The organism is Cellulosilyticum sp. (assembly GCF_982396655.1).
Window position 1 is genome coordinate 1 of the sequence record NZ_CEVXFV010000012.1, and the last position, 14,165, is coordinate 14,165.

General features: G+C 33.6%; 14 protein-coding genes. All 14 read right to left on the reverse strand.

Translation table 11 applies throughout. The annotated features are described in order from the left end of the window. Positions 1–58 precede the first annotated feature (58 nt). The 14 genes from AC1VAQ_RS06990 to AC1VAQ_RS07055 all read right to left on the reverse strand — a co-directional run bounded on the left by AC1VAQ_RS06990 (position 59) and on the right by AC1VAQ_RS07055 (position 14,145). Positions 59–1,477 (reverse strand): phage baseplate assembly protein V, encoded by a 1,419-nt coding sequence (locus AC1VAQ_RS06990; RefSeq protein WP_302599337.1) that lies wholly within the window; start codon positions 1,475–1,477, stop codon positions 59–61. Positions 1,478–1,495: 18 nt separating this feature from the next. Then, positions 1,496–2,923 carry a contractile injection system protein, VgrG/Pvc8 family gene (locus AC1VAQ_RS06995; protein ID WP_479903690.1) on the reverse strand — a complete coding sequence of 476 codons (1,428 nt, stop codon included), beginning with the start codon at positions 2,921–2,923 and terminating at the stop codon, positions 1,496–1,498. 17 nt (positions 2,924–2,940) lie between these two features. Then, a complete protein-coding gene (locus AC1VAQ_RS07000; RefSeq protein WP_302599340.1) occupies positions 2,941–3,546 on the reverse strand; it encodes a hypothetical protein in 606 nt (201 codons plus the stop codon). Between the two features lie 17 nt (positions 3,547–3,563). After that, positions 3,564–4,340: a hypothetical protein gene (locus AC1VAQ_RS07005; RefSeq protein WP_302599342.1), complete on the reverse strand. Its 777-nt coding sequence runs from the start codon at positions 4,338–4,340 to the stop codon at positions 3,564–3,566. 14 nt (positions 4,341–4,354) lie between these two features. Next, positions 4,355–6,859, reverse strand: coding sequence for an Hsp70 family protein (locus tag AC1VAQ_RS07010; protein ID WP_302599343.1), 2,505 nt, complete (start codon positions 6,857–6,859; stop codon positions 4,355–4,357). A 17-nt stretch (positions 6,860–6,876) separates the two neighbouring features. Then, a complete protein-coding gene (locus tag AC1VAQ_RS07015) occupies positions 6,877–7,569 on the reverse strand; it encodes a hypothetical protein (RefSeq protein ID WP_302599344.1) in 693 nt (230 codons plus the stop codon). Then, on the reverse strand, positions 7,566–8,840 hold the full coding sequence (locus AC1VAQ_RS07020; protein ID WP_302599345.1) for a normocyte-binding protein: 1,275 nt from the start codon (positions 8,838–8,840) through the stop codon (positions 7,566–7,568). Before AC1VAQ_RS07020 ends, AC1VAQ_RS07015 begins: the two co-directional genes overlap by 4 nt. Before the next feature lie 20 nt (positions 8,841–8,860). Further along, the gene (locus AC1VAQ_RS07025) at positions 8,861–10,753 is read right to left on the reverse strand and encodes a PP2C family protein-serine/threonine phosphatase (RefSeq protein WP_302599347.1); all 1,893 of its coding nucleotides are present in this window, start codon (positions 10,751–10,753) and stop codon (positions 8,861–8,863) included. Further along, on the reverse strand, positions 10,750–11,589 hold the full coding sequence (locus AC1VAQ_RS07030; RefSeq protein WP_302599348.1) for a PP2C family protein-serine/threonine phosphatase: 840 nt from the start codon (positions 11,587–11,589) through the stop codon (positions 10,750–10,752). Before AC1VAQ_RS07030 ends, AC1VAQ_RS07025 begins: the two co-directional genes overlap by 4 nt. Further along, the gene (locus tag AC1VAQ_RS07035; protein WP_302599349.1) at positions 11,586–12,089 is read right to left on the reverse strand and encodes an FHA domain-containing protein; all 504 of its coding nucleotides are present in this window, start codon (positions 12,087–12,089) and stop codon (positions 11,586–11,588) included. Before AC1VAQ_RS07035 ends, AC1VAQ_RS07030 begins: the two co-directional genes overlap by 4 nt. Positions 12,090–12,102: 13 nt before the next feature. Continuing rightward, the gene (locus AC1VAQ_RS07040) at positions 12,103–12,699 is read right to left on the reverse strand and encodes an FHA domain-containing protein (RefSeq protein WP_302599350.1); all 597 of its coding nucleotides are present in this window, start codon (positions 12,697–12,699) and stop codon (positions 12,103–12,105) included. An 11-nt stretch (positions 12,700–12,710) separates the two neighbouring features. Next, positions 12,711–13,166: a J domain-containing protein gene (locus AC1VAQ_RS07045; RefSeq protein WP_302599351.1), complete on the reverse strand. Its 456-nt coding sequence runs from the start codon at positions 13,164–13,166 to the stop codon at positions 12,711–12,713. A gap of 91 nt (positions 13,167–13,257) precedes the next feature. Next, positions 13,258–13,683: a membrane-associated protease 1 gene (locus AC1VAQ_RS07050; RefSeq protein WP_302599352.1), complete on the reverse strand. Its 426-nt coding sequence runs from the start codon at positions 13,681–13,683 to the stop codon at positions 13,258–13,260. Positions 13,684–13,719: 36 nt separating this feature from the next. Then, positions 13,720–14,145, reverse strand: coding sequence for a membrane-associated protease 1 (locus tag AC1VAQ_RS07055; RefSeq protein ID WP_302599353.1), 426 nt, complete (start codon positions 14,143–14,145; stop codon positions 13,720–13,722). Positions 14,146–14,165: the final 20 nt, after the last annotated feature.

Sequence of the window (14,165 nt, forward strand, 5' to 3'; positions counted from 1 at the left end):
ATCCAAGGGCTTGTTTGCTATGTCTACTTCTAGGTTTCTTTTTTTCACACTATCCCTCCTAATCTACTTTTACTTGAGTCCCTTCTAATCTTATATTGCCCGCTTCATCTAAAAGTACCCTGCCACCCTTATCACAAGCTATCTCTACTGTTTCTAAAGCCGTCATTGTTAAATCTTCTTTTACCTCAATTTGAATAGTCTCTTCTGCAGTGACATGCACACTTTTTTGTCCATATAAACTAATAGCACCATTTTGACCAACTGTAAGAACTGCTACGCTGCCATTACATGCAATGCGTATACCTTCTGGTGCTAATTTCACTTCTTTGTCATGAACTGTTCCTAAATACTTGACATCTGGATTACTCATACGATCTGTGCCACCTGTAGGTGTGTCATAAATGCTTACGGCACTTAATGCAACTGAATCTTTAGTATACTTAGTTGGAAAATAAACACGCACTGTATCACCAATCTCTGGCATACAATACCAACCACTTCCATCATTAGAAGCAGACATTGTAGAATATGGAAACCAATAGGCTTTTGCTTCATCCTGACTCTCATCTATATCTAGATGTACCTTTACTTTGTCCTCATTAGGCACTAAAATTTTTCCCCCTAATGAGACCCCTACTAAATGCATAGGAAAAATCTCAATTTCTTTTAGTCCCGATTTAATTTGTAATTCATAGTGATTAACAAATAATCCTTCAATTAACTCATAGGTAAACTTTTTAATATAGAAGGTGTGGCCATTTAACACAATATGATGCATAAGATATAAAATTTCATCTGCTTCTACTTCATAAATGGTATAACTTACTTCATAAGTTGGCGTTGCTGTATTAGCTTTTACTTTATAGTAGTTATCTAAATCCTTTTTGACATTAATTTTTTTAATCACCATTTCTGGCGCTTTTACACTGGCTACTGCAGCATAAAAGCGAATGCCTTGTACTTCTACAGCTGGGAATAAACCTTCATTAAATGTAGAAGTAATACGCTTAACAAATTGCCAATCTGTTTCCTCATACTGTACTAAAAGCTGTCCTATAGGTACATTAGGGATATTTAAAATACATTCTGCATGACTATAGTTCTTTACAATGCTTTTTATGACCTCATGATAAGTCATATTAATATCTTGAAAAGACCTAGAGTGCCTTGTGATATCCATTAAATAAGTATAGCTTTTAGCTTCTAAATAAAGCCAATAAACTTCTGCTTCAAAACGCACACTCACTTTCGTAGCAATCCCATAAAATAAGCTTATTTTCTTATCTTTATCTTCTACATAAAGCTCAATAGGATAATTAGAACCCGTGGCATGAATAAGCTCTTCTTTTCCTTCTTCCTTTAATAAGGCCTTAACATATGCTGTAGTATGTTCCCCCATATTACCTTGTATTTTGCAATTTGCTATTCCCTCCACTTCATAACCTGATAATCTCAAATTTTGAAATCCATATGCCATCTTTATCCTCCTCTCTATCTATGAATTCTCATATATTTCTTTTGCATTTAGTTTAGTGATTCCACCTGGTAACATTTCAATATGCCCTTCAGCTTCACATAATAAATCTATCTTCTTGTCTGCACTTATCATTGCTTCCTTTTCAGCTCTTAATGAAACATCCTCTATAGCTGTAATGGATATATTATCAATGCCACTTACTTCCACGCTACCATCTAGTTTTAAGTTAATTTGTCCATTGCCACTATCAGCTACAATAAACACGCCTTCCGGTGTAAAAATAACCTGCTTATCTTGTGCTGTACTTATATTCTTATTGGTAGGATCCCCCATCATATCCCCTTCTTGAGGTGTATCTGGTGTATGGGATTTAATATTTGTAATAACATATCCTTCTTTTTCATCATGTATAGGAAAATAAGCCCTAACGCTTTCCCCTATCTCAGGCATGCAATACCAGCCACTTCCACCTGAAGATGCTGATACGGTGGAATAAGGAAACCAGTAAGCTTTTGCCACATCTTGTGCATTATCTATTTCAAGTTGTACACGTACTCTATTACGTTGTACTTGTAATATAACCCCATCAATCGAAACACCTGTGATTCTTTCGTTATAGAGCTTCTTTTGACGTAACCCCTTTTTTTGACGTAAGAAGTAATAGCTAATTAATTCACCACCTTCTAGTTTTCTCTCAATATGATGAATATAAAATGTCATTTCTTTATAATTTACTTCTGTTCCTAATGACAAATAATCATATGCACCTACCTTGTAGGTCACATAATGAATAGGTGCCATATCTGGTAAGCTATTGCTTTGTATTTCATTGTAATCCTGTAAGTCTTTGCTAATTTCATAAGGCAAATCTTCCCAATTTACCTTTGCATATTGCCTTGGCACGCCTGCATGATATCTTATATTTGTAAAACCATTTTCAGGATACAAACCAGCTTGATATCTTGAGATAAAACGCTTAATAAAAGCCCAATCTGTTTCTTCATATTGCACCACCAGTTCCCCAATGGGCTCATTAGGAATTTCAAGTAAACAATCACTTTGAGGATAATCTTTCATAATGCTCTTAATCACTTCATGGGAAGTCATATTAATATCTTGAAAAGACCTTGAGCGTCTTGTGATATCCATACCATAGGTATAACTACTTGCCTCTAGGTACAGACTATATAAATCTCCTTCTGTATTAATACTGATTTTCCTAATATGTCCTTGAAAAAGTGAAGTTGCCTCTTCACCTGCATAATAGAGATTAATAACTTGGTCTAGTTCATGAATCATTTCTGCTCGCATTTCATCTGTTAAAATAGCTTGTAAAATTAATGTGCTATGATTGTTAATCGTTTCTTCTATATGTATTTTTTTAATATAGAGGACTTGACAAAGTGTAATCTTGAGTTCCTTATAAGTAATGATTGACTGCTTCATACTTACTCCCCCTATCATTACATATTTTCATTCATTTCTAATACAAGTGCTTCAAGTAATAAGCACCCTACCTCATTTGTTTCCAAGCAATTCAAATTACCCATTATGCGTCTTTCATTTTTATGTACAAAGAGAATAATATTATAAATCCAGCCTTTTTTAGAGGGTGTACGATAACTTAAATAATCTAATTTCTCTAATGCTATGGCCTTTTGGATTCCTATATAAGCTGGTATCTTTTTAAAGTTTTCTTCCATTTCAACCTTATATTCTTCTATAGTTTTTATAGGTAAATTTTCATCAACATAAGTAAACATTTCACAAATACAATGGCGATTACTTGTAAATACTATAGCCTTTTCATCTGTTGTCACTTCATCAAAGAAATTTTTTGCAAGTCTCAAAGGTAGTTTCTCCTCGAAGTACTTCTTGCGTTCAAATTCTAATTTAATGCCATCTAATTCTAGTGTGTCTTGCTTAATTTGACTTCTTACTTCATCCAATGTCAACTTTTTTACGGTTTGACTTTCCTTAGCTGCTTCTAACTTTTGTGCAGCTTCTTCTCTTTTTTGCTGTCTACTTGCTCTTTCTAACTGTGCTATTTTTTCATCTAAAAATGTCATTTACTCACTCCTTTCTATTAATCTACTAAAATGCCCTTTCCAAATCCCTTACGATAATTTTTCTTTTGTTCACCTCTTTGAATCCTTCTTAATATATTAGAAAGCCCTTCATAAAGTGTCATCTGAGATGCTTCATTATTTATTGGTTCATCTTTTGCATTTAAGTACGCTTCTAAAACGTTGCGTTCTAAAAAACCATTATTTTGTAAAGTTAAAAAACAAAACTGTAGGTCTATCGCTTCTAAAGGGTGATATTTTAATGCTTCTTTGGCAAATTCCATAACTATTTCAGGCACCAAAGTAACTTTACCCTTTCCTGAATAAGGAACATATATACGGTTTACAGTATCATATTCTGTATTAAAGTCATAAAAGTCTTGATAGTTCATACGTAGCCTTGCACCTTTTTTTAATTTAAAGCGGCATAACTCTATTTCTGTTTCTTTACAACTTGTATTGTAGTCTAAGTAAATTTGTGAAACATAACGTATAAAGTCTTTTTCTTTATCTTTATCTAAACAGTTCACTTTTAAAAGTGTTAAACGATCATTACTAAGGTAAGGTACTTCATATGCAGCTTTTAAAACATATAATATGCCTTGTAAAAAGATAATTCCTGGTTGAATGATTAAACAGTGCTCATTAACTGTTATTTCACAACCGCTTAATACACCTTCTACATAATCTTTTAGATAAACTTGTAAAAGTTCCCTTGGAAAGTCTCTTAAGCATTCCAGCATCTCTATCTTCAGTAGACGTCCTTTTTCAAATAATGGATAGGTTGCACTAAACACCTTTTTTCCTCCTTTTATTTTGTGCCATCAAAGAAGTTCTTTTCCCATGTATCATTTTCGAAATCAAAGAATACGAGTGTACCACTATACAATTCTTCTTCTTTTCTTAAAATAGGTAAAATATAAAATCCCCATTCAATCTCATCTACCCATATAAAAAACTTAATTTCATTATTCTCAATCGTATCTGTTTCATCTTGTACAATTTTTTCAGGGTATTCACTTTCAATTTCATAATAGGTTGTCAATTTAAAATCTACTGCTTGATAGCTATAATCATAAACTCTAAGCACTTTGCCTTCTCTGTCTTTTAGGTAAAGCTTTAATGTCATACCATCTTTAAATCTTGAAATTGTACCTGTTTCTTTATTTTTGCGAAGGCTATACATCAATGTCTTTTCTATATTTTCATGTGTATATGCAGTTAATTCATATGGGAAGACTGAACTAATATGTTCTTTTTGAAGTGACATATAACCTAGCTTTAAATGATGATAGTACTTTATCGCACCATATAAACAATCTAACTTTAAAGTCTTTTTATCGTCTTTTTTATAATTTAAATACTTTCCTGGAACAAATTCTTTTAAAGCCTCTTTAAATAAAGAAGCCTGACAGGATTGACCCGTTAATTTAATAAGCTGATATTCCATAAGCTGCTCATTTTCATAAAAAGGCATTAATAACTTTTGTACAATTCCATAAACATCTCCTCTTAATAAGCTATAAATTTCATAACGATATACTATTATGGGTTCTAATTCATTAAGATGCTCTAATTGTCCATGCTTATTTACCGATAACTTCCATTTATCTATATGAATATGTTGTTTTCTCACATCATCTATGGGCTCATCTTCTAAGCTTAATTTCATTTCGTAAAGTGGTCTACCTCCAAAAAAGGCTTGTTTTACCTCTTCAGCTAATTCAAATAGATAATAATAATTTTGCTTTACTTTAAAATATTCCGCTACATTCACACGCTCATAATTTTTAAATTGCGTAGGTAAAACTTCTTCTGCTTGATTATAAAGTTGTTCTAACCTTTCGTAATTAACTTCTTCTTCTTCAAATACTCCAAATAACGTAGTGGTATGTTGTAACTGACCCACTAACTGTAACTTTAATAATTGCATTACACGATAGGTTAGGTTATTACCACCAAAATTTGTATCACCATTTTCATATGAAGTTGCCATATTAATATGATAAGCTACACGTTTATTGTTTATAGTAAACTCACAAGCAGTTAAATCTGTTGTCCCACCACCACAATCAATAATCAAGGCCTTATAAGTCTGATTGGACACATAATTATCTTTTTCAATAAGCCCATTAATAACATTAAAGACAACAGCCACGCCTTCATCTAATGTGGTTTTAACTTCATATTCCTCAAGTATTTCTTCAAATAACTTTTCAAATTTTTTATTCTGTCTAATAGGCGTTAAAAATCTAATTTCATTGAAAGTCTTTTTAAAATAATTTTCCCCACATGCAAGAATATACTCGAAATAAACCTTTAATATATCCTTTCGTTTGATCCACATATACTGTCCATCTTCAGAAGTAATCTTTTCCATGCGTTCATAATCACTAATCCATCGCTTAATATCAAAGAAAACATGAATACCTGCTTTAATATAATTAGAAGCTGATAATCTTAAGGCATCATAACCTATTAAATAATCTATCTTTTCTTCAGAAATAGCTTTTACAGCTATGACACTGGGAATAAAGGGTGTGACTTTTTTTTCAGCACATGTACTATCTAAAACCTGCGCCACTTGGATTCCCTTTTCTTCATCAAATATACCTAGTGTTGTATTACACGTTCCAAAATCAATTACCAATGGCTGTTCTGATTGTTTAGGTATTTGCAGCTTAAATTCTAAAATAGGCACTCTGGCATATGTTATATGATGCGGTAATATTTCATTTTCATTATAATAATGGGCATATAACAGATCTGATTCTTTCTGTTCAAAATACAATAAAAAGTAATGGCCATTTGTAATTTCTTGTGCGGGTATTTCTTTTGTTTTCATTAAATAGTATTCATTACCCACCTTATGTAAGTTAAAAATAGTGGCAATATGAAATTGTTCATCTACTAATAACATATTGCCTTCTGTTAATATCTGCTGTGCAGTTATCGTATAGTGATCATATATCCCTACATCTAAACCTTCATAAACCTTAATCTTACTAGGTACGATTAAATGACTATCATTTTGAAGGACATGCTCTACCTTTTTTAATAGACTTTCTAATCGGGCAATGCCTTCTTCCTCAAATTCTTTGATAAATTTTGTTTCCTGTACCCCACGATAAACCATAATAAGGTGAATAAGTGCTTCTCGATTAAGTTCAATTATTTGATTTTTAACAAGCTTCTCCTTAATACATATTTCTTTAAGTTGATAGGTCGTTTTTCTACAAAGTTCAGTATATGTATATCTTTGTGTATGTTGATTGGTCTCTTCATTCTTGTAAAGTTTATATGAGTACCTTGCCATGCCGCTCACCTCACCTTTTAATACAATGCAATTTCATCTAAAATACTAGTTTCTGGAACTTCCATAATACAAAAATGATACTCCCAATATATTGATAACCTTGTATGTAAAGGTAAGAATATCTCACATATCATTTGCAATTTGTTTTTATTAATCTCGCTCTTGCGCTCACCTATATAAATAAGTAATTCATCTTTTGCATCTTGATTCTGGTATATATAACTTCTTTTAAAAATTGCTCCCATTATCTTGCGAAAAATCAGCTGGGATACGCCTGTTTTATAAAGCATTAAAATACCATCTAACAAAGCATTTTTTTCTGCATACGGCATTGCTTTAAAAACATGGGCAATCCTTTGCCCATAAATGCCACTTTGTAAATCATTTGCAATAAACTTTCTATAATATTCGCTTTTACATAGCCCTTGTTTTAAATCAATACTTGCTAAATAGTGCATCAATACATCTAGTAGCACTTCCCTTAGTTCTAATTCTTCTTTAAAGTCAATATGAAATAAATCCTTAAATATACTATAAAATCGGTAATATGGGTTAATTTCTACCTCTAACTCTTCTAGTTTTTTAGTATTAAGATCTTCAAAACTTATTTCCATATAAGGACTATAATGTTTTGCAAGTATAAACCTTATTTTTTCAGGTGAAATTCCTTGCTGTTTAGCTCTTAATAAAACATCCCATATATAATTCATAATAGCCTTCCTTCACAACGATATTCAGGATAATAATGTTGAATTTCTGAAATAATAAAACTTAAAATATCTCTTGTTACATAAGAAGTTTGTCCTTTTTCATAAAAGCTAAGTAATAAAACCTTCCTATAGCTACTATCTCTAATTTCATCAATAATAAAGGGATTTAAATTATAAGTTTCAGACTCTGTATATGTACTTGCATCTATAATCTTAATATCTCCCAGTTCAATTTGCTCAGCAGCTTCTAAAATATTTAGTAAACGTATAATTTCTGCTTTCGTTTTTATAGGATAAATGACTTGCTGTGCAATTTTATCTAAAAAATTCACTTTCCTAGCATTTGTCATAATCTCATAATACTTTCCTCTTATATCATTTAAAGTAGGCACTGTAATTTTATAAACATCCCATATCATACTTTCTTCCGTATCTGCTGTAACATAAAGATATTCTTTTGCATGACGTATGCTTTTACACTTTTCTGAGTCGACCAAATAACCATGTTGCATACCAAGCTCTCTTAAGGATATTTTATGCTCATAAAGAAATTCTTCTTCACAGGGCATAGCAAATCCCATTCCCATCACACTTAATTTTTCAATGTTCCATACAGGTACCATATTGTATTTTACATAGTGTCCGTATTCTCCAAAATCAACTACTATTTCTTCTATCTGCTCTTGATTATTTAATTCTTCTTCAACACTTATAAGATAAACATTCACCATTTTATTGATATAAGGTGCATTAATCGTATGCCATGGAATTTGGTTTTCTATAAAAATCTTATACATATCTTTGATTTTTGTATTATATGTCTCATCTCTTTCAAGTTCGAAATAGGCTGTATATATTTTTTTATCTGTTCGAATGCTTCCTTTAAAGAGTTTTCTTTGCTTTAATATTTCATTAAATATTAAATAATCACATTGAAAAAACACCTTAAATATAAAGGTCTTTTTTTGATTTAACAGATTTTCTAATATATCATTCATATCATAGCTTATATCTTTTAAGTCATTTGGTGTCATAGGATATAAAAAGTCATGTATAGGGTCTATATCTTCTTTAAATACCGTACTCGTATAAATGGTATATTTTCCTTCTACATATTCAATTTCATCAAATACTCTTTGTTCTAAAATAGAATACATTTCTTCTGAATGATCGTATAATCCACTAAATACACCTTCTAAAATATTCTTTAATAATATTCTTTGATTTAAATCACTTACATGTTCTAATTGTTCATATATCTCTTCTTTCAACTGCCTACCCCTCACATACTTTAGTCTGCCATCAAAATAGTATCGATTTGTATAATCTTTTCATCGATTGCCTTAGCTGCTCCTTCATCGCCTGCTTCTAAGTAGATGCCTTTGGATAAGATATAAAGCATTCTTGCTTCTTGATAAAATTTATTTGCTGCCTTTTGATCTGCTTCTTCTAGATAAAGCTTGGCTTTGCTAAGGTTATTTGTATCCGTAGCTAACATTTTATCGATAATTTTGACACGTTCATATAAATCATCTACTTTATTAGTAACACCAGCATCCCTATACATATCTTGTGCCATTAAATAATACATGGCAGCATCTTCTAAGTTGCCTTCTTTATAACTGGCATTTCCTTGTTTCTCAATTTCTAATGCGCCAAGCTTGGTTTCTAATAGTTTAGCCGCAGCTTCATCTGCTGCTTTTTGTTCTTCTTCAGCAGCAGATGCCGCCGCTGCCTCTTGTTCTGCCTTTACTTTTTCTTCTTCTGCCTTTTTAGCCTCTTTTTCTTTTTGTGCTGCTTCATCTTCCTGTGCCTTTTTTTCAGCTGCTGCTTGGGCTTCTTTTTTATCAGCTGCCTTTTGGGCATCTATTTTATCTATTTTTTCGATAGCTTCTTGTTTGCCTTCTTGGAAAAAGTTCTCATTTGCCAGTGTCTTAGCCTCTTGATAAGCTGCTCTAGCTAAATCTATTTCACCATAATCCATTTGCTTATCACCGTCTTGTAATAAGTCTAATACATCAATAAATTTTTGAACCTTGTCTAACTTACCTTCTATATAAGTTTTACCCATTAAATCTGCTTCATAAGAAAGCCTTTGTGCAGTTAGATAAGCCGTTTGTGCTTCACTATATTCTCCACTTTGCAGTTTTTCATCTGCTACAATAATTTGCTCAAGTAGCTTTTGATAACTGTCAAGGGTTGTTTTTTCTTTTTCATCTTTTACCTTTTTAGCTAAAGTCAGCGCCTCTGTATAGTCCTCATTGGCTTTTAAGTAATTTTCACTTTGCACATATTTTTCTGCACTAGCTATGTAATCTTGCATTTGAGCAATATTATTCTGTTTGATACGATGCTTAATATAAAGTGTAATCCCTAAGGTGCCCCCTATTAATATAATAGGTAATGCAATCATTACAACTTGTTTGAAAGTAATCTTTTTCTTAGGATTTTGATAAACCTTATTAACAAAAGTTACTGCAATGGTGTAATTATCAATTTCCTCTGGCTGTTTGGCTAGCATTAATTCTTCTACACCATCAACGACTTCTTGAGGTTCTTTAGCTTCACTCGTGGCATCCAATAATTCACCTTCGCCGCAGTTTTCCCAAATACCTCTTGTTACGAGCGCCCATAAGTCACCATCTTCTAACTTAAGCTTTTTTGAAATAAACGGCTGCATAAAGCCTTCTTGTCCTAAATAGGTATATAAGTTATGACGTTCTTCGTGTACTGCCACCTTATCTTGGGGTAACTTATTATCTTCTACCAAAAGCTGACTAAGGGATTGATCCTCTGTCTTATATAAAATACGTCCATTACGCACAAGATAAAATCTTGTATTTCCTACTTCCACATATCGCATTTTAATATAATCTGTTACAATCACAGTTACAGCGGCTTTTAAATGCATTTCTCTGCTTTCAGCTTGCAGCAAGCGATGGGCACGCCTAATGTATTCTCTTAATGCTCTTTTACGAAAAGTAGGCTTTTCTGTGAAACTCCGAATAATACTTTCTGCCACCAGATGGCCTGTTTTTTTCTCTAGGTCTTCATCAATCCCGTCAACTAGTACATAACAGGCTAGCTTGTCTAACTCTACAAAAGCAAAGTAATCTTTGTTTATCAGCTTACTGCCTGCTTCAGATATAAATTTTGTTTGAAAGCTTGAATTGATTTTTCTCATACTGCATCCTTCCTAGTTTGATTAATCTTAGTCACAATAACGGTTGCATTTTCTTTGTTCTCATTGGATGAATCCTTCACAGCATTTATAATATACTGTGCCTGTACTTTCGCACTAAGGGTGCTATCTTTTAAAATACTTTCTACTTCACACATCGTTATATTTTGATAAACCCCTTTGGTCATCATGAGTACAATATCCCCTTTTTTTAATTGCACGGGTACATCATAAAGTTCAATGTCCTTGAAGCCATCTTGACCAATATAATTCCATAGACGTTCTTCTTTTAGGGTCCAAAGTGCTTTTTGTTTTGTAAGCTTTCCTGTTTTATAAGCACTTTGTGCCAGCTTGCTTAAAGTATGGCCTTCGCTTAAAGGAATCAAATCCCCACCACGAAAAACACAAATTTTAATATCCCCAGCCAGTGCATAAACCAGTTCATCTGCATGTATAAAAGCAGCAAGCAAACTACATCCTCCTGTACGGTCCTCTAAAAGCTTAAGCACCTCAAAGTTGGCTAAGTTAAAGGCACGTTTAAAGAAATATTGAGGGTTGGTTAACTTTTTATATTGCAGATAAAGTGAGCGACAAGCATTTAGTGCTGCCCTACTTGCCACCTTACCTAAATTACCTTTTCCAAAGCCATCTCCTAAGAGGGCTAATAGTCCTGCTTCTCCTTCTATAATTTCAAAAGCATCTGCCTGTACCTCTAAGTCTCCTATAAAAGTAGCACTGCCAATCTCCATAGGGGGCTTAATCTCTTTTTGCAATTTTTTTTGCCAACTCACTCTTAGGCCTATCAGTACCATTAATAAAACAATTATTCCTATCATCATTTACCTGTATCATCCCATTCAAAATGTTCGCCGCAGAAAGGTACAAACAAAAATTTACTTCTTCCAAGCTCCACCACATCATAAGGTGATAGCGGAGTAGGCACATAAACAGCTTCATCATTTAAATAAGCAATCCCAGCTGCATCTCCTGGCAGCAATACTGTTTGTCGCTTTTTAGGATCGTACACAACAATGGCATGATTTCTACGGGAAATTTTGTTATCCCCCAATATTTGAATATCCATCTCATCTGCACGTCCAATGAAATTCTTTCCTGTGCGAATCTTATAATCCTTCCCAACTCTAGCCCCATCCACACAAACAAGCCAACCACATACAGGTTCAATATCTTCTTCTAAGAGCTCCATCTCTGGATCAAAATCTTTAGGTGGCTCCTCTACCTTTTCTTTTTTAGCTGTTTCCATATTACAATAAGGACAGATTGTCCCATACTTTCTTGAACTAAACATATGACCATTTGGACATCTTATTAAACCCATTTTCCCACGCCTTTCATCTCACTAGTAATTTTGTGTTTGCAATTAGTACAATATCACCTTTTATTAACTTACAAGGTCTATCCTTCGCCAGCTTATAGCACTGACCATCTCGCCTCTTTTGAATTCTCACCCCATTATTAGAATGTAAATCCTCAATAAACCATGCTTGAGCTGCATAATTAAGAACTGCATGCTGTTGTTCGATTAAAGCACTATAAGCACTTTCCTCCAAATCAATATCAACTTCTCTGCTACCCTTATCACGGCCAATTACAAGTGCTGTACGCCCTAACAGCTCCCAAGTTTTAATCACCTGATCTTCTTCATTTAATAAGGCAATCTCTGTAATATCTTCTTGTCCATCTACTAAGGGCACATAGCTCGCCTGTCCTAAATTCAGCTGCTCACGTGCCTTACGGTCACCACGTTTTTTCAAATAGGCGCCCCCTATGACACTTATTAAATCAATTATTAAAAAAACAAATACAATCCCAAAAAATAAGAAATAAAGTTCCTGAATCCCTTCATCCTTTATAAGCTTTGGAATCATACGTATGGCCAGCAGTACAATACTGCCGATAAAACAATCTAATATGACAACCTGTTTCAAATAAAATCCCCCTATCGCTTTTTCTTAGGATTAAAAAAACTACTAAATAATGCATCTGTGTTAAGAGGATTTGAGCTTGGCCCTTTTCCTTTCATTTCCTTCGTATGCGGGTCAAAACCAAAGAAATTTGCAAACTGTCCCTCAAAATTCATATTTCCCATATTAGGCGCTGTTCTTTTTGTTTCTGCTTGTCCATGCCCTTTAAAAGGTCCCTGAGTCTTAGGTTCGCCTTGTGTCTGCTGCCTTTGTTGACCATTTAATTTGCGTTCTCTATCGTACTTCTCACGTTTCGTTTCATCGCCAATAATCTCATAAGCCTCCGTAATCTCTTTAAAGATTTTCTCTGCTTCTTGATTATCAGGATTCACATCCGGATGATACTTCTTCGCCAATTTACGATAAGCCTTCTTGATTTCAGCCCCAGAAGCACTTTCATCAACCCCCAGCACCTTATATAAATTCTTCATTTCATCCTCCTCTCTCAGCTTTATAAAACGGCTGCAGCACTTGCGTGCAACAGCCCGTTTTAATTAAGAACGCAGCGTTAGCCACTTTCTTTTATACCCCGTAGCCACCTTCTACAGTAGCTCCAGCAATTTTGTCTTTCTTTTGCTTAATAATAAGTTCAAAGGTACCTACACCTTCAGTGTCTCCATATGTTTCTATGTAATCTACTACGAAAGCATTTGGATAATAGAACTTTCTTACTACTTGATCAGCTGCAATAACTTCGATTGTAAACTTTCTATAGCAATCAGCTTTTTCGGCTGGTACAAGTGACCAAAGACCAAGCTTTCTTGTATTGTCAAATGGATCTCCATCTACTGCTGTTAAAATCTTACCTGTTACAACGATTGTTGACCCTAAGTCTTTTGAACGTGCATTAGAATCGATTGGTGTATCTGTTTTGAACTGAAGTGTTTGAATACTTTCAAGTCCTAATTCAATAGTATCAGGACCTTCTACTTTTAATCTAAATCCCATAATGCAACTTCCTTTCTCTATATTTATTTTTTAACCTTATTCACCAAATCCGCCTTCAAAGGCTACTTGAGCTGTTTTGTCTTTCTTTTGTTTTACATAAAGATAGAATGTTCCTACACCTTCTTCATCTCCGAAGTCTTCTGTATAGTCTACTACAAAGGCATTTGGAAATGTAATTTGTCTTACAACTTGAGATGCTGCAATTACATCAATCACAATGTTACGGTAGCAGTCTGCATCCTCTGCACGTACAAGTGACCATTGTGCAAGTTTAATAGTTTGGTCAGCTTCCTCACCATCTACTGCTGCTAAAATTTTTCCTGTTACCTTTAAAGTAACCCCTAAGTCTGTTGAACGTGCATTAGAGTCATCTGGTGTATCTGTTTTAAACTCTACTGTTTCAATGTTTTCTACGCCTAATTCAATGGTGTCATTTCCTTCTACTTTTACTCTGAAACCCATATTCCTTCCTCCTTTATTTT